The sequence below is a fragment of the Kribbella sp. NBC_00889 genome (assembly GCF_045207705.1).
In the GTDB taxonomy this organism is placed as follows: Bacteria; Actinomycetota; Actinomycetes; order Propionibacteriales; family Kribbellaceae; genus Kribbella.
Map to the genome: position 1 here is coordinate 2252989 of NZ_CP108783.1, position 22745 is coordinate 2275733.

At 68.3% G+C, this 22745-nt stretch carries 19 protein-coding genes; 6 read left to right on the forward strand and 13 right to left on the reverse strand.

The window, feature by feature from the left end:
* Positions 1–120 precede the first annotated feature (120 nt).
* Positions 121–1926 carry a sigma-54-dependent Fis family transcriptional regulator gene (locus OG817_RS10940; protein ID WP_406053712.1) on the forward strand — a complete coding sequence of 602 codons (1806 nt, stop codon included), beginning with the start codon at positions 121–123 and terminating at the stop codon, positions 1924–1926.
* Between the two features lie 4 nt (positions 1927–1930).
* On the opposite strand, the gene OG817_RS10945 is transcribed toward OG817_RS10940, so the two are convergent.
* The 4 genes from OG817_RS10945 to OG817_RS10960 all read right to left on the reverse strand — a co-directional run bounded on the left by OG817_RS10945 (position 1931) and on the right by OG817_RS10960 (position 4974).
* Positions 1931–3244, reverse strand: coding sequence for a magnesium transporter MgtE N-terminal domain-containing protein (locus tag OG817_RS10945; RefSeq protein ID WP_406053714.1), 1314 nt, complete (start codon positions 3242–3244; stop codon positions 1931–1933).
* A gap of 4 nt (positions 3245–3248) precedes the next feature.
* Positions 3249–3665 carry a hypothetical protein gene (locus OG817_RS10950; RefSeq protein WP_406053716.1) on the reverse strand — a complete coding sequence of 139 codons (417 nt, stop codon included), beginning with the start codon at positions 3663–3665 and terminating at the stop codon, positions 3249–3251.
* Between the two features lie 119 nt (positions 3666–3784).
* Complete coding sequence (locus OG817_RS10955) at positions 3785–4522, reverse strand: mandelate racemase/muconate lactonizing enzyme family protein (protein ID WP_406053718.1); 738 nt, start codon at positions 4520–4522, stop codon at positions 3785–3787.
* The gene (locus OG817_RS10960) at positions 4519–4974 is read right to left on the reverse strand and encodes a hypothetical protein (protein WP_406053720.1); all 456 of its coding nucleotides are present in this window, start codon (positions 4972–4974) and stop codon (positions 4519–4521) included. Before OG817_RS10960 ends, OG817_RS10955 begins: the two co-directional genes overlap by 4 nt.
* Positions 4975–5129: 155 nt before the next feature.
* Here OG817_RS10960 and OG817_RS10965 point away from each other — a divergent pair, with 155 nt between their 5' ends.
* From OG817_RS10965 to OG817_RS10975, 3 genes are all read left to right on the forward strand, one after another.
* A complete protein-coding gene (locus tag OG817_RS10965; RefSeq protein WP_406053722.1) occupies positions 5130–6161 on the forward strand; it encodes an LLM class flavin-dependent oxidoreductase in 1032 nt (343 codons plus the stop codon).
* A 4-nt stretch (positions 6162–6165) separates the two neighbouring features.
* Positions 6166–6864 (forward strand): NADPH-dependent F420 reductase, encoded by a 699-nt coding sequence (locus tag OG817_RS10970; RefSeq protein ID WP_406053724.1) that lies wholly within the window; start codon positions 6166–6168, stop codon positions 6862–6864.
* 161 nt (positions 6865–7025) lie between these two features.
* A complete protein-coding gene (locus OG817_RS10975; RefSeq protein WP_406053726.1) occupies positions 7026–7394 on the forward strand; it encodes an STAS domain-containing protein in 369 nt (122 codons plus the stop codon).
* Here OG817_RS10975 and OG817_RS10980 read toward each other — a convergent pair whose 3' ends face one another.
* The 4 genes from OG817_RS10980 to OG817_RS10995 form a co-directional block, all read right to left on the reverse strand.
* Positions 7395–8258 (reverse strand): EamA family transporter, encoded by an 864-nt coding sequence (locus tag OG817_RS10980; RefSeq protein ID WP_406053728.1) that lies wholly within the window; start codon positions 8256–8258, stop codon positions 7395–7397. It abuts the gene before it with no gap.
* An 83-nt stretch (positions 8259–8341) separates the two neighbouring features.
* The gene (locus OG817_RS10985; RefSeq protein ID WP_406053730.1) at positions 8342–9031 is read right to left on the reverse strand and encodes a DUF4386 domain-containing protein; all 690 of its coding nucleotides are present in this window, start codon (positions 9029–9031) and stop codon (positions 8342–8344) included.
* Positions 9028–9279 (reverse strand): hypothetical protein, encoded by a 252-nt coding sequence (locus tag OG817_RS10990; protein WP_360447624.1) that lies wholly within the window; start codon positions 9277–9279, stop codon positions 9028–9030. The genes OG817_RS10985 and OG817_RS10990 overlap by 4 nt, the downstream gene beginning before the upstream one ends.
* Positions 9280–9331: 52 nt before the next feature.
* The gene (locus tag OG817_RS10995) at positions 9332–11968 is read right to left on the reverse strand and encodes a LuxR C-terminal-related transcriptional regulator (protein ID WP_406053733.1); all 2637 of its coding nucleotides are present in this window, start codon (positions 11966–11968) and stop codon (positions 9332–9334) included.
* A gap of 107 nt (positions 11969–12075) precedes the next feature.
* Here OG817_RS10995 and OG817_RS11000 point away from each other — a divergent pair, with 107 nt between their 5' ends.
* Both OG817_RS11000 and OG817_RS11005 read left to right on the forward strand, forming a co-directional pair.
* Positions 12076–13899: an ABC transporter ATP-binding protein gene (locus tag OG817_RS11000; RefSeq protein ID WP_406053735.1), complete on the forward strand. Its 1824-nt coding sequence runs from the start codon at positions 12076–12078 to the stop codon at positions 13897–13899.
* Positions 13892–15673, forward strand: a complete 1782-nt coding sequence (locus OG817_RS11005; protein WP_406053737.1) for an ABC transporter ATP-binding protein — start codon at positions 13892–13894, stop codon at positions 15671–15673. Before OG817_RS11000 ends, OG817_RS11005 begins: the two co-directional genes overlap by 8 nt.
* Here OG817_RS11005 and OG817_RS11010 read toward each other — a convergent pair.
* The 5 genes from OG817_RS11010 to OG817_RS11030 are packed head-to-tail and all read right to left on the reverse strand — an operon-like array spanning position 15664 to position 22744.
* Complete coding sequence (locus OG817_RS11010) at positions 15664–16185, reverse strand: hypothetical protein (protein WP_406053739.1); 522 nt, start codon at positions 16183–16185, stop codon at positions 15664–15666. The genes OG817_RS11005 and OG817_RS11010 overlap by 10 nt on opposite strands.
* On the reverse strand, positions 16182–19739 hold the full coding sequence (locus OG817_RS11015) for a CHAT domain-containing protein (RefSeq protein ID WP_406053741.1): 3558 nt from the start codon (positions 19737–19739) through the stop codon (positions 16182–16184). The genes OG817_RS11010 and OG817_RS11015 overlap by 4 nt, the downstream gene beginning before the upstream one ends.
* 38 nt (positions 19740–19777) lie before the next feature.
* A complete protein-coding gene (locus OG817_RS11020; RefSeq protein WP_406053743.1) occupies positions 19778–20836 on the reverse strand; it encodes an ABC transporter ATP-binding protein in 1059 nt (352 codons plus the stop codon).
* Complete coding sequence (locus tag OG817_RS11025) at positions 20833–21831, reverse strand: ABC transporter ATP-binding protein (protein ID WP_406053745.1); 999 nt, start codon at positions 21829–21831, stop codon at positions 20833–20835. The genes OG817_RS11020 and OG817_RS11025 overlap by 4 nt, the downstream gene beginning before the upstream one ends.
* Positions 21806–22744, reverse strand: a complete 939-nt coding sequence (locus OG817_RS11030; RefSeq protein ID WP_406053747.1) for an ABC transporter permease — start codon at positions 22742–22744, stop codon at positions 21806–21808. The genes OG817_RS11025 and OG817_RS11030 overlap by 26 nt, the downstream gene beginning before the upstream one ends.
* Between the last annotated feature and the right edge of the window lies 1 nt (position 22745).

A 22745-nucleotide genomic window follows, 5' to 3' on the forward strand; every position in this document is an offset into this window, starting at 1 on the left:
CTCGATGGGTGTCTCAATCTGAGACGCCAATGGCGCCGGACTGCATTACGCTCGAAGTGCGAGGGACCGGTGGGGCGGTGGCACTTCAGCACCCGTGCCCGCCGTGCGTCAGGAGGCCCCGTGGAAGAACTCGTGCTCCCGACGGAAGACGACAGCGGGCGGGCCGCAAAGGCACGGCTGAACTTCCTCACGCTCGACCCGGTCGGGCCGAAGGACGTCCGGCCGTCGATCCTTGCCTCCTGGGTCAGGTCGCGGCGGTGGAATCTGCCGGCCGATCGGATCTCGCTGCCCTACGTCGCGGATCCCGACCTGGAACTTCCGTTGTCCAGGAGCGCGAGACCAGTCCTGCAGCAGTTGCACGAACACCTTGCCGGTCAACCGATCAGCGTCATCCTGACCGACCGGACCGGCCTGGTGCTCCAGCGTCTCACCGCCGACACCGAACTGGCCCGGCACCTGGACAAGGTCCATCTGGCGCCCGGCTTCAGCTATGCCGAGGAGTTCGCCGGGACGAACGGGATCGGGACCGCCCTGGAAGGCGGCGGACCGATGCATGTCTTCGGGCACGAGCACTACGCCGAGGATCTCGAGGACCTCGCCTGCGCAGGCGTGCCGATCAAGCATCCGGTCACCGGCAAGACGGTCGGCGCGATCGACCTGACCTGCTGGCGCAAGGACGCCGGCACTTTGCTGATCGCGCTCGCCAAGACCACGGCCGACAACATCAGGGCAGCGATGCTGACCGACAGCTCGACTCGGGAGCTGGCGCTGCTGCAGGCGTACCGGCAGAGTGCACGCCGGCTCGGCGACATGATTCTCGCGGTCGATGACGACCTGCTGCTGATGAACGCGAAGGCCCGGCAGTGTCTCGACGCCACCGACCAGCGAGCGGTGCTGGGGTACGCCGGCGAGCTGCTGGCGCGTGGTGGCACCGACGCCGTCGTGGTTGAGCTGCCCACCGGGAGCTGGGTCAAGATCAGCTGCCGCCCGATCGCCGTCGGCGCGCGAGACGAGGCCGGCATCATCCAGGTCAGCCCGCACAACTCCGGCCCAGAGAGCCGGTTGCCGACCGCGACGCATCGTCCACCGCCCCGGCCGGTCCTTCCCGGCCTGGTCGGCCGCAGTGCGCCGTGGCTGGGCAGCAGCCGTGAGGTCGACAACGCGTGCCGGGCCGGGCAATGGGTCGTACTCACCGGCGAGCGTGGTGTCGGCAAGGTCGCACTCGCCCGCGCCGCGCACCACCAGAACAACCCGGCCGGCCTGTTCCACATCGTCGACGCTGTCGGCTCGAACGGCGGATTCGGCGCGGAGCTGGAGGCCGAGCTGGCCGACGACATGGTCCAGGCGCTGGTGATCCGGCACGCCGACCGCCTCGGCCCGCGCGATGTCGAGGCGACGATCGAGGCCCTGTACGACGTACTCGAGCGCCGGCCGTCCGAGCCGCCGTGGATCGCGCTCACGATGACATCGGACGGCACGGAACTCCCTGATCTGGGGGAGTTGCTGGCGTTGTTCCCGCTGACCGTCGAAGTGCCACCGTTGCGGCACCACATCGAGGATGTCCGCGAACTCGTCCCGTACGTCCTCAACCAGGTGAGCCACGGTGACCTGAGCTGCTCACCGGAAGCGATGCACCAGCTGATGCGGTCCTCGTGGCCGGGTAACACCGGGGAGCTGTGCCAGGTCCTCAAACAGATCGTTCTACGCCGCCGTCGTACCGGCGTGATCATGCCGGCCGACCTCCCGGCCCGCGTCCAGGCCATCAGCCGCCGCAGCCTCAGCCAACTCGAGGCCCTCGAACGCGACGCGATCATCCGCAGCCTCGTCGCCAACGACGGCCACAAGGGCCGCGCCGCCAAGTCCCTCGGCATGTCCCGAGCCACCATCTACCGCAAAATCCACGACTACGGCATCCAACCCTCGTAACCGCTCAGGACGTCAGCGTGTAGCCGTGGTCCCGAAGCAGCGCGCGGAGTGAATCCTCGAGTTGCTGCTCGTCCTGGCCGCTCTTCTCCGGTGCCCAGACCATGAAGGCAACACGAGACGTGCCGGCTTCCTCCAGCCAGAACCCGGGGCGTCCCGGATCCCGCGAGTAGAGCAGGTAGGTGCCACTGCGCTTGTCCGGACCCGTCCAGGACCCGGCGACCGCGTCGGCCTGCTTGGGCTTGCCGAAGGTGAAGGGCGTGACCTTCAACGAGTACTGCGTGTACACGACCCAGACGCCCTGCTCGGTCTCGCAGCTGTAGATCAGTCGGGTGACCTGGTTGTCCTTGGCCTCCGGCTCCTCCATCCAACGGCCGCAGATGTCCGACCACTGGCCCAGATCGTCCCGCAGCAGGTGATCCGCGGGGAAGTCGCGAGGTACGGCGGCCACGATCGGGGGATTCGGCGCCGTGGCCATCGAGGTCAGCGGACGGGGCGTAGGACTGGCCGTCGGCTGATCTGCGGCAGCTGCGTTCGGCTGCCCTGAACCACCGCCTCGGAGGGCGACGGCGAGGACCAGAGCGACCAGCAGGCCCCCGGCGGCGATCTGCCAGCCGCGCACGGTCCGCCGGAGAGCGCGTTCGCGCTGCGTCGATCGGGTCAGCCGGTCCACCTCGGTCGCGACGCTCTCGGCGGTGTTCGGGTCACTGGCCCGCAAGCGATCGAGAATCTCCGCGGCTTTGGTGGGCTCGAGACGGCAGAGGATGCGGGCGGCCTGGTGCGGGTCCATCCGCGCGACGAACTCGGCGCGATGCGTTTCGGGCAGGGCTTGGAGGACCGTCGCGGCCCCCTCGACGTCGACTCGGGCCAGGTCCGTCAGAAGTCCGGCGCCGTCCGACACCCCGGCTGCGGCGACGATCCGTGCCGGGGCTCCGAACGCGGCCATCAGCTCGGCGCGCGCCACCGGTTTCATGGGCAGCAGGAGTTTCGCGGCAAAGGTCGCGTCCAGCTGCCGAATGAGTTGGCCGGCGGCCGGCGCATCGACCTTGAGCAGCTTCTCGACCAGATCGGACGCGCGCCGCGGGTTTTTCGCGCTGAGGCGTCCGAGCACGCCGGCCTTGAGTTCGATCCGGCGGAATCTCTGGAAGGCGCCGTTCAAACTCAGATGCTGGAGTTCGAGAACCAGGTCGTTGATGGACGACGTACTTCCGATGTTGATGTCACGACCGGCATTCAGGCCCGCGATCGAACCGTCGGTGGCAAATGTCGGCCCGGTCTGCTGGGACGGCTCCGGTGTGGAGCCATCATCGGCGGCGGCCACAGGATCATGCGCCTTCGCCAGGCGGTTTCGGTGTCGCGGTGCTGTCTTGGGCCGGCATTCCGATCGTGACGTCACCGCCCGCGTTGATGCCCGCGATCGAGCCGCCGGTCGCGAACGTCGTCCCGGTCTGCTGACTCGGCGGTGCCTCGTGAGTCGGTGCGGGACGAGTCGGTGCCGGGTTGTTCGGCGCCTGAGTCGTTGGCGCCGCGGCCGCGCTCGTATCCGGGCTGGATGGTGCTGGCTTGAAGCGCAGTGACACAACCGTGTTCCCGATCGCGATACATGCCGCGAAAGCGGCTGCCGCCAACGGGATGAGCCACGGCGGGTCGTTGTCCGTGATCCGGTAACCGACGACCAGGACGACTGCGAAGACGGCAACCGCGGTGGCGATCGACACGGCCCAGACAGCTGTTTTGCTCATGCGTACCTCCCCGGAATCGGGGCCGCGTCCGGCGAACGCGCCACGAATTCCTACGCGTGAACAGGATGCGGTGGAAAATCGCGGCGAGCAATAGCCACGGGATCAATCAAACGCCGGTTTCAGCGATTGCTGATCCTCGTTTCTGCCTGATCGCTTTCGAGGGTTTCGGGCCGGAGGCGGATTCCGTGGCCGGGGGTGTTGGGGATGGTGATTCGGCCATTGGTGATTTGGGGGAGGCCGTCGACCAGGTCGGTGTACCAGGTGCGGAGGAAGGCTCGGACTGTTTCTTGGATGAGGCCGTTGGGGGAGGCGAGGGTCAGGTGGGTGCAGGCGGCCAGGGAGGCTGGGCCGGTGCAGTCATGAGGGGCGATGGGGATGCCGTAGGTGTCCGCCAGTGAGGCGACCTTGCGGGCTTCGGTGAGGCCGCCGGTCCACTGGACGTCCAGGGTGGCTACATCGATCGCGCCGGATTGGAGGAGCGCGGCGAACCCGCGTCGTCCGACAGCCGTCTCGCCACAGGCGATCGGTACGTCGACCGACGACGCCAGCACCTGGAGGGCGTCGACCGCGTCGGAGCGCATCGGATCCTCGACCCAGTACGGGCGGTACGGCGTGAGTGCCTCCATGATCGTGGTCGCGGCACCGCGGCTCCACAAGCCGTGCAACTCGACCATGAGGTTCATGTCCATCCCGACCTCGGATCGGATCGCCTCGATGACCGCAAGACCCCGCTGCAGGTCGTCGTGGCCGATCGTCAGACCGCCGGTCGCCTCCGCGGCCTGGTCGAACGGCCAGACCTTGAGACCACCGATGCCCTCGTCGAACAGTTCCCGCGCGAGAGCGGCGGGCCTGGTCATGAACGCCTCGAGATCCTCGTACGGGCGTTGCTCGGCGGAGCCATCCGGGATACCCCAGTTGTCCGACCGCTGTCGCGTGCTCGAGCCGATGTACCCAGGCCCGCGCAGGTGTTGTAGATCGGCACCGACGTCCGCACCGGACCGCCGAGCAGCGCGGCCAGCGGCAGACCGGCGTACTGCCCGAGCAGGTCCCAGAGTGCGAGGTCGACGGCAGCGTTGCCGCGTACCTCCGCGCCGGCGCCCTGGAACCCGAGGTACGGCGTCAGTGCCTGCGCCATCGCCTCCGGGGTGGCGTCCTCGGCCTGCAGCACCACCTCGGCGGCGGACTCGTGGATGTACGCCTCCACGGCCCGGGCACCGAAGAACGCCTCCCCGAGCCCGACCCGCCCGTCGTCGGTGTGCAGGCGCAGGAACATCAGATTCGGCTGGATCCGGGGTCGGATCGTCTCCACGGCGGTGATTCTCACAGCGGCTGGCACCTGCCTCAGGCTTCGGGGATCGTCCGGACCATCCTGTCAGCGGCCGGAATGAACGTGCCGCCAGCGGTGTTGACATGTCAACCTAGAATTGTTCAGGCTGATGTGGACAGCAGATGGGAAGTGGACGGATGAGCGACCTCTTGTTCGGGCTCGACACCTTCGGGGACATTCCGGAGGGTGACAACGGCGAGCTAGTGCCGGCCGCGGCGGCGATCCGGCAGGTGGTCGAGGAGGCCGTGCTGGCCGACCAGCTCGGCGTGGACGCGATCGCGCTGGGGGAGCACCACCGGCCGGAGTACTCGATCTCAACACCGGAGACAGTGCTGGCCGGAATCGCGTCGAAGACCGAGCGGATCAAGCTCGGATCCGGCGTGACGGTGCTGAGCTCCGACGACCCGGTCCGGGTGTTCCAGCGGTTCTCGACCGTGGACGCGCTGTCGAACGGACGCGCCGAGGTGATCCTGGGTCGTGGTTCGTTCACCGAGTCCTTCCCGCTGTTCGGTTACGACCTGAAGGACTACGACGTTCTGTTCGAGGAGAAGCTGCAACTGTTCGTGCGGTTGCTCGACGAGAAGCCGGTCAGCTGGGAAGGCACCACCAGGGCCGCGCTGGACAACGCCGAGGTCTACCCGAAGACCGAGTCCGGCCACCTGAACACGTGGGTCGGCGTCGGTGGATCGCCGCAGTCCGTCGTGCGTACGGCGTACTACGGCCTGCCGTTGATGCTGGCCATCATCGGTGGAGCGCCGGACCGGTTCGCGCCGTACCTCGATCTCTACAAGAAGGCAGCCGAGCAGTTCGGCACCGTCGCGCACCCGGTCGGGATGCACTCGCCGGGCTTCATCGCCGACACCGACGAGGAAGCGAAGGAAGTGTTCTACCCGCGGTACAAGGTCATGCGCGACCGGATCGGCGCGCTGCGTGGCTGGCCGCCGATCAAGCGTGAGGAGTTCGACGCCGAGGTCGCCCACGGCTCGATGTACGTCGGATCGCCGGAGACTGTCGCCCGCCGGATCGCCGGTGCGGTCCAGAAGCTGGGTGTCGGCCGGTTCGACCTGATCTACAGCGCCGGACCGGTGCCGGTGAGCGCCCGGATGAAGGCGGTCGAGCTGTACGGCACCAAGGTCATCCCGATGGTCCGCGACATCCTGGCGGGCTGACGTCATGACCGACAAAACCACGATCGCCATCCTCGGTGCCGGCAAGGTCGGCACCGTGCTCGCCCGGCTCGCGGTCGCGGCCGGTTACCGCGTACTGATCGCCGGCTCGGGTGACGTCTCGAAGATCGCGCTGATCGTCGAGATCGTCACGCCGGGCGCCGTCGCGACCACGGCGGACGAGGCGGCGGCGCAGGCCGATGTGGTGATCCTGGCACTGCCGCTCGGCAAGTACCGGACTATTCCGGTCGAGGCGTTGCGCGGCAAGCTCGTGATCGACGCGATGAACTACTGGTGGGAGGTCGACGGCATCCGCGACGACCTGACCGATCCGCGGACGTCGTCCAGCGAGATCGTGCAGGACCTCCTGCCCGAGTCCCGCGTGGTGAAGGCCTTCAACCACATGGGCTACCACGACCTCGACGAGGGCGCCCGCCCGCACGGATCCCCGGATCGAAGGGCCATCGCGATCGCGGGCGAACCCGCGGACACGACCGCGGTTGCGGAGATCGTCGACGCGCTGGGCTTCGACCCGGTGATCGCCGGCCCGCTCGCCGAAGGCATGCGACTCGAACCCGGGACCGAGCTCTTCGGCGCGAACGTCCCGGCGGACGAGATCCACGCCATGCTCACCCGCTTCCCTGACACCCCGCGCGGCCAGGCGGTCAGCGAGGCCCGGTCGGAGGACTCCCGCCTGACGGCGTGACCCACGCCTCGGTGTCACGGTGAATACGGGTGGGTACGGGACGTATGCACGTGGCATGTCGAAGGGACGGCCCGCGGTACGTTCGAGGAGTCGCAGTGAAAGCAGTGAGACGTTCGGGGGCCGGGCATGTGAGTACACCGCGCGTGGTCCGATCTGCCAACATGCCGACGGACGTGAGTGGTCCGTTCGTCTGCGGTTGGTCGGCGGTCGGAGACTGCGCGGTGGTTCGCGTCGCGGGCAGGATCGACGACGTCAGTGCGCCGACGTTGGAGACCGAGTTACACCACGTGATCACCACCAAGCTGCCGACGCTCGTGGTCGACCTTCGCCGGGTGAGTCACATGGATCGTGCCGGCATCGAGGTGCTGAGGACCGCCGGTGAGTTGGCGGTCCAGCACAACGGATGGCTGCGGGTCGCCGGCGCCGCAACCTGGTTGGCCGAGCTGTTGTCGGACCTCGGCGAGCGGATCCGTCAGTATCCGAGCCTCGCGGACGCGTTGCCGTCGTACCGGCCGGCCCCGTCCGCGTGATCACGTCTTCTCGTGGTGCAGCGCGACCGCCGCGACGATGACCGCGACCGCCGCGAGTTCGGCGAGCGTCGGGATCTGACGCAGTACGACGGCACCGATCGCCGTCGCTGTGGCGGGCAGCAAGGCCAGCATCAGCGCGAACGTTGATCGCTTGAGCCGGGCCATCGCAAGTTGATCGCTGACATACGGGATGACCGACGAACAGACCCCGACGCCGACCACCGCGGCCAGTAGCTTCCAGTCTGTGAACGCCGGTTCGGCCTGCATGACCCCGACCGGCAGCGCGATCACAGTGGCGATGCCCATCGCGAGCGCCAACCCGTCGATCCTGCGCAGTCCGTCGACGCGCGACACCCGGTGTCCGAGTACGACGTACGCCGCGAAGAGAAGCGCGTTGAGCGCTGTGCAGAGCAGGCCGATCCAGTCCTGCGACAGTCTGATGTCGGTGAGGATGTAGACCCCGGCGACGGCGAGAACGAGCGCCAGCAGGTTCCGGAGGCTGCGCACCGCGATCGCGGCCAGCACAATGACCGGTGCGAACTCGGCCGCGGCGACCGTTCCCAGCGGCGCCCGGTCGATCGCCAGGTAGAAGCTGCAGTTCATCACCGCGAGAACGGCGCCCCAGCCGGCCAGCAGTTTGCGGGTGGCCGGGTCCAGTGATCGCCACGCCTTGAGTGGCCGGCGCCAGAGCCAGAAGATCGTGCCTGCGGCCGCGATCCGCAACCACGCGACGCCGAGCGGCTCGATCCGCGCGAAGAGCAGGACTGCCATGGCCGGCCCTAGATAGTGGAAGATCGCGCTGACGACGAAGTACGTCTGTGCAGGTACGACGTCGACCAGCCCGGCGTCCTTGGTCTTTCGCACCCCACAACCGTAGGAATCGGACACCTCGCCTACCATGGCGTTCCGGTAAGCGTGAGGTGCCCGATGCCTTCAACTCGACAGGTTCAGACCCGTCGAAAGCCCTTGGTGGTCAGGTAGACGCCGACGGACAGCTCCCAGGCGGCGACGGGGAGCGTAGCGAGCAGGGACCAGGTGGACGTCTGCGTGTTGTGGCCGAAGACGGTGAGCATGTTCGCAGTGAAGAGAATCGGTGCACCGATGAGGCCCATTGTGGGGATGATGCGGGGGACCAGGCGGGACCTGTAGAGCAGGGTGCCGAAGAGTACGGCGTTGATGGCGGCCATGAAGCCGGGGCCGAACAGGAACGTCCAGTCGCGGACGGCGACCAGTGCTTGACCGGTCGCGACGTCGCCGGCCTGATCCTGCCGCAGGGTGACGACGGCGAGGAGGCTGACGACACCGACCATGATGATGGCGGCCTCGATCAGCCGGGAGCTGACGAAGCCGAGCGCCAGGGACTCGTTGCGTCGCTTCACCACCGGATACACCGCGACCGCGGAGCCGACACAGGTGACGGCGTTGACGAAATCGAGGAAGCAGCCCCACAGGACGCGGGTGTCCTGACCGGCGCCGGTGATGTAGCCGGCGTCGTTCAGCACCGGGCTGAGCAGTACCAGCGCGGGTATCGAGGCGGCGAACGTGATCAGGTAGAAGATGCCGCCGGCCCGGGCGTTGTTCCTGGTCGGGTCTGCGGTACGACGGTCGGCGGATGCGGTTGATGCGGTGATGGTCATGGCAGTTCTCCAGGTGATGAGTGCTTCGCCGGATCGGAGTCGATCCGGGCGACCGACAGCAGCGGGAGGCCGAGGTCGCGCAGCTTCTGCAGTACGCCGTGCAGTGCGGCCTGGTCGGCGACGCGGCCGTGGATGACCGTGGTGCCGTCGGCGGCGCTGGTGACGGTCAGGCCGTCGAACCAGGTAGCCCACCGCGGGTGGAGCTGCCCTTGCAGGCGGATCTCGTACCAAGCTGAATCGTGCGACATGTCCGCAAGCTACGAGCGCTTGTGGTGACCGGGCATCACATCATGTGGTGATTCAGCGTGTGAGCAGGTTGAGCTGGTGAGCCAGCCGGACCGCGCTGCGCCGGTTCGTGACGCCGAGCTTGGCGTAGATGTGCTTGGTGTGAGTGCGCACGGTGTTCAGCGACACGACGAGTTGGCGCGCGATCGAGGGGCCGTCGAGTTCGCCGGCCAGCAACCGCAGTACGTCGAGCTCCCGGTCGCTCAGCGGGTCGACGAGGACCTGCTCTCCGGCCGGCTTCGGAGCCTGGGAGGTGGGCCGGCGTACCGCGTCCAGCAGCACGCGCGGGTAGAGCCAGTCGGGCCGGCGTTGTGCGAGAGCCGCCAGCATGGACGTCATCGGTGGGCCTTCGGCGATGAAGACACGGACGTAGCCTTCGGGCTCGGCCAGCGTCAACGCTCGTTCCAGCGGATCGATGTCACCTTGGGTGAGCGCCCGTAGTACGAGGATCTCGATGACGGTCCCGGTGCGGCCGCCTGCCTCGGCCTCCCATTGCAGCCGTTCGAGCAGCCGGATGGCGTCACCGCGTGCTTGCTCGGCGAGGAGGACGCGGGCCAGCGTCAGGTGCTCGTATTCGCGCAGGTACGAGAGTTCGTCGTCCATTGACAGACCCTGCTGACGGATCCAGTCGCGGGCGGCGGACAAGTGGCCCTGGGCAACCAGGACGCGCGCCCGGAGTGCCGCGATCGGACGAACGTTCGGTGCGAAGTCGCCGACGTACACGCGTTCGGCCGCATCGAGCTGATCCCGGGCGCCGACGAGATCGCCCTCCGCTTCCTGGCGGCGGGCCATCGCCACGCGCCATCGATAGGGGTTCTGCGGCAGGCCGGCGGCCGGTCCCAGGTCGTCGGCGCGGCGTAGATAGTTGCTAGCAGCATCGAGATCGTTCCGCTCCAGTGCGAGCCGGCTCAACCCGACGTACATGTCCGCTGTTCCGCGGAGACCTTCGCCGAGGTCGAGGGCTCGCTCGAAGGTGCTCTGGGCCTGCCGGAGGCGACCTTGCGTGATCTCGATGTCGGCCAGGGTGATCGAGCAGCCGAGGACGTCGGCGATGTACCCGATCCGTTGGAGATCCCGCGCGGTCGTCGTGTAGCCGTCATGCGCGGCTTGGAGATCCCCGCCGGTCCAGTGCGCGAGACCCGCCAGCGCTGAGGCAGAGGCGGTGGTGAGGTGGTCGCCGTCGACAGCGCGATCGATCGCGCGGCCGGCATGCTCGATCGTCCCGGCCGGATCGCCGGAAGCCAGCGCCAGCGCGGCCCGGTACGTCTCGATGGCGCCGGGCAGTTTGACGAGTTCGCCACGGTCGACGACCACCAGTGCATCCGTCGGTCCGGCCAGCACGCGCTCGACGTCGTCGATCCGTTGCCCGACACCGTCGAACTCGTTGCAGGACATCAGTGCCCCGACGAATCCGACTGCGAGCACCGGCCGTTTCTGCACGACGTCGTTCGGTATGTCGTCCAGCCAGCGTCGCAGCGTGGGTTCCTGCCGCTCCCGTTGCAAGGCGGGCACGGCGAGCTCGACCAAGTCCGCGGCATGCTCAGCGTCGCCGGACGCAAGGGAGTGCTGCACGGCTGCGACCGTCTCTCCGGCCTCCTCGTACCAACGGCTGGCGCGCCGGTGCAGCTCCGCGAGGTCGCCACGTTCTTCACGCAAATGCGACCGCAGTACGTCGCCGAAGAGGTGGTGATAGCGGTACCACCGGCGATGGTCGTCGAGCGGGACCAGGAAGAGGTTCTGCCGTTCGAGCGCCTCGAGCATCGCCTTGCCACCGGACCGTCCGGTCACGGCATCACACAGCGGTCCGGTCAGCCGGTCGGCGATCGACGTTTCGAGCAGGAACCGGCGTACGTCGTCCGGCTGCCGGTCGAGCACCTCGTCGAGCAGATAGTCCACGACGTACCTGTCATCGCCGGCGAATCCTTCGATGAACGCGGTCGTGTCGTCACGCCCTTGGAGCGAGAGTGCCGCCAGCCGGAGAGCGGCGATCCACCCCTCGGTCCGGCCTTCGAGCGTCGCGATGGCTGCCGCATCAAGATCCAGCCCGGTCAGATCGTTCAGGTACGCCGTCGCCTCGCCGACGGTGAAGCGGAGATCGGCGGCGCGAATCTCGGCCAGTTCGCCACGCGCACGCAACCGAGCAAGGGGGAGTGCGGGGTCGGCCCTGGTGCTGATCAGCAGCTGCACCTGTGGCGGGAGATGCTCGACCAGGAACGCCATGCCCGGCTGGATCTCCGGACCGTCGGCGAGGTGATAGTCGTCCAGCACAAGATCCACGTCCTCGGGAAGAACGCTGAGCTCGTTGAGTACGCCGGCCAGCACCGACTCGATCGGCGCCTGACCCGACCGGAGCAACGCGAGCGCGCCCTCGCCGACACCCGGAGCGGCCCGCTCCAATGCGGTCAGCACGTAGGCCCAGAAGGTGATGGCGTGACGATCACTCGCCTCCAACGAGACCCACGCGGTCCGGCCCGGGCGCTCGGCCACCAACGCTGACAGGAGGGTCGTCTTACCGAACCCCGCCGGTGCCGACACCAGCGTCAACCTGACCTCGTCCCGGCGTCGCAGACGCTCGGTGAGCCGCGCTCGTGGCACGAGAGCCTGCCGGTTCCGGGGCAGATAGAGCTTGGATTCGAGGAGAGGGCTGTGCATCACCAACGCATCACCAGCTCCCCTCGTCGGCGTTGTTGGAACGAGCGTAGGGCAGGGCCTGTGAAACTCGGATGTTTTTGTCGGTGGTCCCCGTTACGGTCGGTCAAGTGCTGACTCTGTTGCGGTACGCGCTGCGTGTTGCACCTTGGAGCACCGCCCTGACGATGAGCCTGGCGGTGCTCGGCTCCTTGCTGGGCATGGCCGTCGTACTGCTCACCGGCCGCGTGGTCGGCGCCGTTCCCGGGGTGATCAACGATGCGCCCGGAGCGATGCCGATGACCGAGTTCAGCTGGCTGCTCGGCGGACTGCTGGTGGTCTTCGTTCTCGAGAGTCTGACGCCTGCGATCCACCAGGTCGCGACGCTGATCATGGACGCGGCGCTGACCCGGGCGATCGGCACCGGCATCACCGAGCCGCTGCTCAGTCCGCGCCGGATCGCGCATCTCGAGGACACCGAGGTGCTGGATGTGCAGGAGCGGGCCAAGGGCAAGGGTGGCTTCCATCTCGCCCAGGGCCTGGGCAATCTGCCGTGGCTGCTCGCGAGCCGGGTCACCTTGATCGGATCGGCGGCCATCGTCGGTGTGATGTTCTCGTGGCCGGTCGCCGTGATGCTGGTCGCGGTCACCTTCCTGCTCGAGTGGTACGGCGGCCGCCTGATCGAGCGTGAGATCGACGTGTGGTGGGGCAACACCGAGGAGCAGCGCCGGGCCAACTACCTGTTCGACCTCGGCATGCGTGACGCGCCGAAGGAGCTCCGCGTCTTCGGCCTCCACAACTGGCTGGTGCAGCGGTACGTTCGCGAATGGACCGCGGGTTTCCGCCCGGTCTGGGAACGCCGCCGCAGGAATGTGAAGTGGTCGATCCTGACCGGCGGCCTGCACCTGGCTGCGAACGGCTTGGCGATCCTGCTGGCCGGCCGCGCCGCGCTGAACGGCGACCTGCCGTTGACCGAGGTCGCGACCACCGTTCCGGCGATCCTGGCCATCGGGGTGTCGAGCAACGGGTACGGCGTCGTGCAGGTGCGGCGCGGGTTGTCGGCGTACCGGGCGATGAAGGGGCTGCCGGAGACGATCGCCGAGCGTCATCCCGAGCCGCGCGCGACGACCAAGCACCGCGTCGAGACGATGCCGGCCCGCGAGGTCCGCTTCGAGAACGTGAGCTTCCGGTACCCGGGCTCCGACGTCGACGTACTCCGCGACCTCAACCTCACGATCCGTGCGCACGAAGCGCTCGCGCTCGTCGGCGTCAACGGCGCCGGCAAGTCCACACTGGTGAAGCTGCTCGGTGGCGCGTACCGGCCGACGACGGGCCGGATCCTGGTCGATGGCGTCGACCTTGCGGACATCGACCTGACCGCCTGGCAGCGGCGGATCGCCGCGATCGTGCAGGACTTCCTCCGCTTCCCGTTGTCGGTGACCGACAACGTCGCGTTCGGCGCGGTCGAGCGCGTCGACGACGAGGTCGGACTGGCGAAGGTCGCTCGCGAGTCGGGCATCGACGACGTCGTACGCCGGTTGCCGGAGGGCTGGGACACAGTGCTCGACAAGACGTTCGACGGCGGCGTCGACCTGTCCGGCGGTGAATGGCAGCGGATCGCGCTGGCGCGGGCGCTGTTCGCCGTCCACGCGGGCGCCGGTGTGCTGGTGCTGGACGAGCCGGCGGCGGCTCTCGACGTACGGGCCGAGGCTGAGCTGGTCGAGCGGTACCTGGAGCTGACGTCGGGTGTGGCGTCGCTGATCATCTCGCATCGCTTCTCGGTCGTTCGGAACGCGGATCGCATCTGCGTGCTGGCCGACGGCCACATCATCGAGGACGGCACGCACGACCAGTTGCTCGACAAGCGTGGGACGTACGCCGCCATGTTCCGCCTGCAGGCCGAGCGATACGTGACGTCCTCGGACAAGGCCGGCAGCGAGGTCCTCGATGCGTAGCCTCCGGATCTGCTGGCTGTGGCTGTCCACGTCGTTCCGGGCCGCGCCGTTGCTGATGACGATCTCGGCCGTGCTCGTCGCGGCCCGAGCGGTCACGGCCCCGCTGCAGACGTACGGCGTCAGCCGGCTCGTCGACGGGATCGCGGAAGACCAGTCGAGCACGATCGCGCTCGGCATCGGCATCATCGTCGGTGCGCTGGCGGTCTCGTTCGTCGCCGACGTTGTCGGCTGGCCGCTGCAGGACACCGCGCAGGAGCGGATGGCCGGTCGCGTGCACGCCGACCTGCTGGACGTGACGACGGGCATTCCGGGGCTGACGCATCACGAACGGCCGGATGTGGCCGACCGGCTGGAGCTCGTGCGCGAACGCGCGTGGCGGATGGGCGTCGGCGCCGAGGTGCTGCTGTGGGCCTTCGCGACGATTGCCAACACGGTGACCGTGCTCGGGTTGCTGGGGTCGGTGAATCCGCTGCTGCTGATCCTTCCGCTGCTCGGTGCGTCACGGATCTGGTCGGCGTACCTGAGCAGCACGCGGCAGCACAAGGCGTGGGAGGACTCGATGCCTCAGGAGCGCCTGATCGACCGGCTGATCGAGGTCGCGAAGGACCCGCGGACGGGCCTAGAGCTGAGGGTTTTCGGGCTCGGACAGGTGCTGCTGGACAGGATCTTCGCGTTGCAGACGGAGCGGTTCCGGCGCCGAGTCGCGGCGGCCCGATGGGGCGGCAAGGTCGATGGGTCCGTCCGCCTCGTGTTCGGTCTCGCGTACGCCGCGGCCGTGGTGTGGATCATCGCGCGAGCCCGGAACGGGCAGCAGACGGCGGGCGACGTCGTACTTGTGCTGCTGCTGGCGCCGCAGGTGGATCAGATGACCGGCGGGATCGCGCGGAACGTGTACTGGGTGGGCGAGGTCGTGCGGAGCTTCAGCCGGTACGACTGGCTGCGCACGTACGCGAAGGAGAACTCCTGGACGTCGAGCACAACCGCGGCACCGGCCCGGCTGGTGTCCGGCATCGAGCTGCGGAACGTCGGATTCTCCTACCCTGGCACGGATTCCGCCGTACTCACCGATGTCAGTCTCAGTCTGCCCGCGGGGTCGGCGGTCGCGTTGGTGGGGGAGAACGGCGCGGGCAAGACGACATTGGTGAAGCTGCTCGCGCGGATGTACGACCCGACGACCGGGCGCGTTCTGGTCGACGGCGTGGAGCTGTCGACGATCTCACCGGATGCTTGGCGGTCGCAGCTCTCGGCGGGGTTCCAGGACTTCGTCAAGTTCGAGCTGGCGGCCCGCGACGTCGTCGGGCTCGGCGACGTCGACCGAGCCTCCGACGAGGCGGCCGTCCGTGCCGCGGTCGCGCGAGGCGACGCGGAGTCCGTCGTCGCCGGGCTGCCGCGCGGGTTGGATACGCAGCTGGGCAAGAAGTTCACCGACGGCGTCGAGCTGTCCGGTGGCCAATGGCAACGACTCGCGCTGGCCCGGGCGTTCATGCGTGAACGCCCACTGCTGTTGCTCCTCGACGAGCCGACCGCCGCTTTGGACCCGGAGGCCGAGCACCGCCTCTACGAGCAGTACGCCGCCGCCGCGAAGATCGCGGCCACCGAGACCGGCGGCATCACCGTCCTCGTCTCCCACCGCTTCTCGACCGTCCGCATGGCCGACCTCATCGTGGTCATGCACAACGGCCGCGTCGAGGAGGTCGGCACGCACGAGGACCTCCTCGGCGCGGGCCACCGCTACGCCGAACTCTTCGAACTCCAGGCGCGCGCCTACCGCTGATCGCCGGTCTCCGACGACTGCCCGCCGGAGAAGAGCTTGGTGATGGCCCGCAGCGGCGCGTCCGGCGTCTCGTACTCGACCTCCTCGATCTCGTCGATGGAGCCATCCGGGTTGTGCCGCTTGACCTTCAGCCGTCGCTTGATGCCGCGCGTTGCCAGCAGGTACATCCCGTAGGCGACGGTGATGGCGATGAGGGCTACCTCGATGACGGGCAGTTGCGCCTTGGCATCCTGCAGGGCCCCGCGGACGGCGTCGCGCTCGGCTGGGTCCTCCCAGGCCTCGGCCAGGATCGTGAGGCAGGCGGACTCGATCTGTGCACCGTCCTGCTCGACCCCTGCCAGCGCCGCGTCGAGTTCAGGACCGCGCTCTCCGGCAGCCTGCCGTAACTGGTCCTTCATCTTCGCCGGGTCCAGGTCGCCGCTCTTCTCGGCGAGGTAGTACCGCGTGGCCTGCTCCACCGCGTCGGCGTCGGGCCGCAACTCGGCCAGCAGTTCCTCGAACGTTTGGCTCATTTCCAGTCCCCCTCCAGCATCAAGGCCCAGGCATAGCGTGGCGGAAGAGTTTCCGCGGCGGCCGTGCAGGCCTGGTGTAGCGCACGGGCCAGATCCAGGTCGCCTGCCAGCCAGATCTCGAGCGCTGCGTCGAGAATAGGGGCAACCTCGGCGGGAGGCACCTCCCAGCGCGGGGCGATCAGTGCGCGGGTACCGGCCGGTCCGAAGGCGGTGAACAGTCCGAGACGCTCGCCCAGGCCGGTCCAATGGACGACGCCGCTCAGGCACGCCAGTGAGAAGATCACCATCGGTGCCTGCTCCAGCGTCTGGAGTGCCGACCAGTCGAGCCGATGGCGCCGGCCGCGCTCAGTGGAAGCAGCGATCGAGTTCCGCAGTGGCAGCGCTCCCGCGTCGGCGACAATGATGCCCACTTCGTTCGTCTGCGGATCCTGATAGCCGTGGCAGAGAAGCTTGGCGACGTCGACCGTGCTCAACAGCGACATCACGGCCGCGGCGTCCGCCGGTGCTTCCTCGGCGGCCTGGAACTGCAGCCCCGACGAGTTCGCGAAGGCCCGGGTTCGAGCGGTCGAGGTCAAGAGCGCGTCGCGGACCTCTTCTGCGTCCCCGTACTTCGGCACGCGCACAACGCCGATCCCTCGGACGGGTCTCACCTGCGTGTCCTGCAGGAGTGCGAACCATCCCGCCGCGTACGAACACGTCCACAGGCCGCCGCAGGCAGCATGCCAGGGCAGTCCGACGAGGTCCGGGTGCTCGATGACGACCACGTGGTCGCCATCGGTCAGGTCTTCGGACAGTTCCCGCGTCCACCAGGCGACGAGGGCCTGCCACTGGTCCTGCTGCAGCGGGTCACCTGAGCGTCCGCGCCGCCAGCCGCGGATGAGGTTGTGCAGGACAGGGGCGAGGGCGACCGGGTCCTCGTCGGGTGCCTCGAGAAATCGCGACCGTACCTGCCCATCCGGCGTGATCACGGTGAGCATGCAGACGTACACCTCGGTCGTCTCGATCCACTCCACGACGCCGATGGATCTATCCGGTTCGGCGAGCGCTGCGAGCCGATGGTCATCCGGCAACGGCGCGTCGCTGCTCCACGACCGGCTGTTCCGCGCCACCGTACGGCCGATCGCGTTGCGGCCCACGTCCGCCACCTGACGAAGCGCACTCCAGGGCGTGCTCTGCCGGTCGAGCACGCTGCCGAGTGCAGCTGCAGCCAACCGCTCGGCCGCATAGCGGAGCGACTCGGTGCTGGTCGCGACGGCAGCGAGGTCCCGGACATCCCGATACATCCGGCGCAGAGCCGTCGGCACCTGGCCGAGGACCTGGCCGGCACCCTCCCAGTCGTCGTGTTCGTAGGCGAACGCGGCAAGCCGCAGCAGCACGATCGCGTCGGGAATCTGTCCGAGCTCGACGGCGAGTCGATCGGCAGCGAGCCATCGGTCCTGGTTGTCGGCGAGGCCGAGGACATCGTGCAGGACGGCCGTCGCGTTCGCGGCGTGGCAGGCGACAGCTACGTCGCCGGCGGCGATCGCGCGATCGCGGACCTCGGTCAGGTTTCGGTCGATCGAGTCGGTCTGATCGGGATCGACCAGCTCCGGCGCCGTCCCGGCCAGGATGAACAGTGCCGCGGCCGTCGGCAGGACGACGTACGGATCGGTGATCACAGCGGCTGGATCGAGGATCTCGCGCACCAGCTCAGCCGCTCTGGCCGGATCGTCGGGCGCGGTGAGGTTGGCGAGAGCAGCCCGGAGCGCGAGGGCACGGTGTGCCTGTGGACCGTCGGCAAGCGCGAGTGCGTGTTCGAGTGCGCTGATCGCCTCAGGTACGCGGTGCAACATCGCGAGCGTGACTGCGACCGAATGGAAGGCCTCCAGGCGTTCCGCGGCCGTGCCGCGTGCGCTCAACGCGGTGAAGATGGCGAGCGCGGCATCCGGTGCGCCCGTTTCGCGCAGGAGAATCCCGATGTTGCGGTCCCCGACCGCCTTGTTCGCATCGCCGGCGTCATCCGGCAGGGCGGCCCGCGCTTGCCTGGCGACCTCCAGTGCTACCTCGGGCAGTCCGGCCAGCCGCAGTGCGTTCGATCGCTCGGTCAGGAGCGCCGCTCGCCGCATGCCGCCCAGCTCCGCCTCCCAGGGCCGCGGTTCCGAACCAACTCTGGCCAGGAAGCGTTTCGGCTGGCGGATCAGCTTGAGTCGCGAACCCAGCCAGGTCTCGGTGGCGGCGCGTGCGTCCACTGACGGGAACCGATCGATCACACGGTCGGCGAGACGCTCGAGCTCGGCTGCCTGTCCGGCGCGGAGCAGCGGCGCGTCCATGTCCTTGATGAAGGACAGTGCCGAGTCGACGTCGTCGCCGCGCTCGTGGAACCGATCCACGGCATCCAGCAACTGCTCGAATCCGGGCTCCTTGCCGAACCCGGCGAGGACATCACTGACGACGCTGTCCCGACCCGAGAAGCCCAGGAACTCGACAACCTCCTGCACGGCGAGGATTTCCTCCCCCGTGATCCTGCCCACCGCGGCATCCGCGTCGGCCCGAGCGGCCTGCGCGGCGCGGTCCTGCACGAGAGTGGCGAGGAGGAACTGCGCGGCCCACCACGCGTCCTGTCTGGACACGCTGGCTCGGGCGAACTCCTCGGCCACCCGGATGGCGCCGAAGGCGTCCGGTACCTCGGTGCTGTCCTGCCGATAGGCGAACTCGAGTGATGCCAGAGCAATGGCCCACTCGCGTCCGTCGCTCACCGGCACGTCAGCTCCCAGGTGCACCGCGGCTCTGGTGGCCTCGACAACGTATCTGCCGTGGAACGGGAGATCCTCGGTCTCGAGGGTGTCGGCGTACTCGTCGAATGCATCGAGCGCCCCCGGTAGGACGTAGCCGCGCAGCACGTAACGCTCCAGGTCGCGTTGGAGGGACTCACCATGCGTCTCGTCCTGCATCCACGAGTGGCACAGTGCCAACCAGACCTGGGCCTGCATCGACCCGTAGTACCGCAACACCGCCTCGAACGTCGGGGCGTCCGCCTGGCCGGCATCCTGGGCACGGACTGCGGCGACTCTGGTGCCTGGCACCGGCGCGATTGCGGGCACGATCGCAGCAGCGAACGTTTCGGCGGGAAGCTGCCGCCAGTGCTCCTCGAGGTACTTCATCAGGCGATGCTCCGCGATGGCCGTCCCGGCAGCGTTGATCGCGGCCAGACGCGCCTTCATCCGTGCGGCAGCACTTCGCGTCAGGCTTTCGGCAGACGGATGCGAGACGTATGGCCGGTCGACCGGAAGTCCGGCGCGGGCGATCACTGCCTCGGCGTCCCAGCCCTGGGCCATCCGGCCGCACAACAGGTCTATCGCCCGTGGGTCGTCCGAGACACAGACCACGCTGACATCAACGTCGAGTGGATCGCCGCAGACCTCACAGTGCGACAGCAGCAGTTCGCCGGTGAAGAGCTTGCGCAACCCGTCGATCTCCGCATCGTGGACGACCTCGACCAGCCCACCGGCCTCGTAGGCAGCACTCGGCGCACCACAGTTCGGGCACAGGGACGTCACACCATCTGGATACGGCATCGCCCTGACGTTGCAAAGACGTCAGGGCGACCGCGAACCTAACGCGCCGTTGTGTCCTCGAGCCCCGGATCGGATTCGGCGACGTGGCAGGCGGCCTCATGGTCGGTGCCGAGGATGCGCAGGAGCGGGGTCGTCTGGTGGCACTCGTCGACGACCAGCGGGCAGCGCCAGCGGAAGCGGCAGCCCGGGGTGGGATCGATGACCTTCGGCGGTTCACCGGTGTCGCCTTCGACGGCGGCGGTCAGCGGTGCCCGCGGGTCGGGGACCGCGCCGAGCAACAGGTCGGTGTACGGGTGCTTGGGGTTGGCCAGCACGGACTCGGCCGGGCCGGACTCGACGATGTGCCCGGCGTACATGATGGCGAGACGGTCGGCGACGTACCGCGCGCTCGCGATGTCGTGGGTGATGTAGAGGAACGACACACCCTGGGTCTCGCGCAGCTCGCTCATCAGGTTGAGCAGGCCGATGCGGATCGATACGTCGAGCATCGACACCGGCTCGTCGGCGAGGATCAGCTTGGGTTTGTGCGCCAGCGCCTGGGCGAAGCCGATGCGTTGCCGCTGCCCGCCGCTGAGCTCATACGGATAGCGGTGCATGATGTCGCCGGCGGGGGACAGACCGACCGCCTCGACGACGCGTTCGGCCTCCTCGAGCCGCTGCGCCCGCGTGAGCTCCGGACGGTGCAGCTTCAGGCTGCGCAGGATGCCGTGCGAGACGCGGAAGGCGGGATTGAGCGAGCTGAACGGATCCTGGAACACCATCGGTACGTCGCCACGGTAGGCGAGCTGGTCTTTGCGCGACCGCATGCTCGACGTCGGCCGGCCCTGGTAGTAGATCTCGCCGCTCGTCGGTTGGTACACACCCGCGAGCAGCCGGGCGATGGTGCTCTTGCCGCTGCCGCTCTCTCCGGCCAGCGCGACGATCTCCTGCCGGTCGATGGTGAGGTCGACGTCGTCGACCGCGTGCAGCATCTGGCGGGAGAGCCCGCGGCCGACGCGGAAGTGGCGGGTGAGCTTCTTGGTCTCGAGCAGCGGCGCCGTCGACGCCACCGAGTCCTGGACGGTCGACGACGTGGAGTCCACACTGATATCGGTCATGACGTCACCTCCTGGACGGGCTCGGCCGGGTGGGTCTGGCCCGGTGCGTGCAGCAGGCAGCGCGCCTGGATCGGACCGACCTGGTAGAGCTCGGGCTCGATCTTGGGACAGTCCTCGAACGCCACCGGGCAGCGCGGATGGAAGCGGCAGCCGCTCGGTGGGCTGGCCAGGTTCGGCGGGCTGCCCGGAATCCCGGTCAGTGGTTGCTTCGGGCCCCGGATCGACGGGAACGCGTCGAGCAGACCCTTGCTGTACGGGTGCGCCGGATGGTCGAACACGGCGCGCGTGGCGCCGAACTCGACGACCTGACCGGCGTACATCACCATCAGCTGGTCGGAGAAGTGGCTGATCAGCGACATGTCGTGGGTGACGAAGACGACGGCGAAGCCGAGTTGCTTCTGCAGTTGCTTGATCTGCACCATCAGGGATCGTTGCGCGACCACGTCGAGCGCCGAGGTCGGCTCGTCCATGATGATCATGTCGGGCGTGAACAGCAGCGCCATCGCGATCATGGCCCGCTGCCGCATCCCGCCGCTGAGCTGGTGCGGATAGCTCTTGAGGTGGATCGGGTCGATGCCGACCATCCGCATCACCTCGGCCGGGCGCTCGTCGTCGACCCGTTCGTCGTGCGCCATGATCGCGTCGCGGAACTGGCTGCCGATGCTCTTCACCGGGTTGAGCGCGTTCATCGCGCTCTGCATCACCACGGAGTAGTCCCGCCAGCGCAGTGCGGCCAGCTTCTTCTCGCTCATCGCGACGAGGTCCTGGCCCTGGAAGTGCACGCTGCCGCCGGTGATGGCGGCCGGTGGGCTCAGCAGCTGGGCGATGGCGAACAGCAGCGTCGACTTGCCGCAGCCCGACTCGCCGACCACCCCGACGAACTCACCGGCGTGTACGTCGAGATCCACCGAGTCGACCGCGACGACCGGGCGGTCGCCGGTGTCGTACTCGACGGTGAGATCGCGGACCTCAAGAATTGGCTGCTGACTTGGCACGTCGCCTCCGAACCGGCCGCAGGGCGGGGTTGCTGATCTCGTCGAACGCATAGTTGAGCAGGGCAAACGAGACGCCGAGCAGCGCGACCGCCAGGCCGGGCGACAGCGCCCAGGCGGGCAGTCCGTTCACCAGGGCGCCCTGGTTCTGCGCCCAGTAGAGCATCGTGCCCCAGCTCAGTGAGTTGGGATCGCCGAGCCCGAGGAACTGCAGGCCGGCCGCGGTCAGGACGGAGTACAAGGCAGCACCGAGGAAGTTCGCGACGATCAGCGAGATCATCGTCGGCAGCACTTCGACCACGATGATGTACGACCGCCGCTCGCCACGGACCCGGGCCGACTCGAGGAAGTCGCGGTTGCGCAGCGACAGCGCCTGCGCGCGCATCTGTCTGGCGCCGTACGACCAGCCGGTGAGGATCAGCACGACGATGATCACCGTCAGGTTGCCCTTGCCGGCGTACGTCGCCAGCACGATGATCAGCGGGAACGTCGGCAGCACCAGGAAGATGTCGGTCATCATCGACAGCACGTTGTCCGCGGCGCCGCCGAGGTAGGCGGCCGAGACCCCGATGACGACGGCCAGGATCGTGGCGCCGAGGCCGGCGACGATCGCGATGATCAACGACTCGCGGGTGCTGTAGATCAGCTCGGCGTACACGTCCTGGCCGAGGCCGGTGGTGCCGAGCCAGTGCGCGGACGAGGGGCCTTGCAGAGGCAGGTCACCGATCGCCTGTGGGTCGCCCTTGAGCCACGGGACGAACAGCTTCGGAACGGCGGCCAGCAGGCAGAACAGCACCAGCAAGGCCGCCCCCACCATGGCCTTGCGGTTGTGCAGGATGGCCCGGAAGATGCCGCCCCGCGGGCGGCGGGTCACACTCGGTGCGGCCGGTGCGGTGCCGGCGACGATCGCACTCATC

What these genes read in the sequence shown, in the direction of transcription:
- OG817_RS10995 (WP_406053733.1), bottom strand. Translation starts at nt 11,968, where the DNA reads ATGCACAGCCCTCTCCTCGAATCCAAGCTCTATCTGCCCCGGAACCGG.
- OG817_RS10970 (WP_406053724.1), top strand. Translation starts at nt 6,166, where the DNA reads ATGACCGACAAAACCACGATCGCCATCCTCGGTGCCGGCAAGGTCGGC.
- OG817_RS11015 (WP_406053741.1), bottom strand. Translation starts at nt 19,739, where the DNA reads ATGCCGTATCCAGATGGTGTGACGTCCCTGTGCCCGAACTGTGGTGCG.
- OG817_RS11005 (WP_406053737.1), top strand. Translation starts at nt 13,892, where the DNA reads ATGCGTAGCCTCCGGATCTGCTGGCTGTGGCTGTCCACGTCGTTCCGG.
- OG817_RS11010 (WP_406053739.1), bottom strand. Translation starts at nt 16,185, where the DNA reads ATGAGCCAAACGTTCGAGGAACTGCTGGCCGAGTTGCGGCCCGACGCC.
- OG817_RS10955 (WP_406053718.1), bottom strand. Translation starts at nt 4,522, where the DNA reads ATGACCAGGCCCGCCGCTCTCGCGCGGGAACTGTTCGACGAGGGCATC.
- OG817_RS10990 (WP_360447624.1), bottom strand. Translation starts at nt 9,279, where the DNA reads ATGTCGCACGATTCAGCTTGGTACGAGATCCGCCTGCAAGGGCAGCTC.
- OG817_RS11020 (WP_406053743.1), bottom strand. Translation starts at nt 20,836, where the DNA reads ATGACCGATATCAGTGTGGACTCCACGTCGTCGACCGTCCAGGACTCG.
- OG817_RS10965 (WP_406053722.1), top strand. Translation starts at nt 5,130, where the DNA reads ATGAGCGACCTCTTGTTCGGGCTCGACACCTTCGGGGACATTCCGGAG.
- OG817_RS11030 (WP_406053747.1), bottom strand. Translation starts at nt 22,744, where the DNA reads ATGAGTGCGATCGTCGCCGGCACCGCACCGGCCGCACCGAGTGTGACC.
- OG817_RS10985 (WP_406053730.1), bottom strand. Translation starts at nt 9,031, where the DNA reads ATGACCATCACCGCATCAACCGCATCCGCCGACCGTCGTACCGCAGAC.
- OG817_RS10950 (WP_406053716.1), bottom strand. Translation starts at nt 3,665, where the DNA reads ATGAGCAAAACAGCTGTCTGGGCCGTGTCGATCGCCACCGCGGTTGCC.
- OG817_RS10975 (WP_406053726.1), top strand. Translation starts at nt 7,026, where the DNA reads ATGCCGACGGACGTGAGTGGTCCGTTCGTCTGCGGTTGGTCGGCGGTC.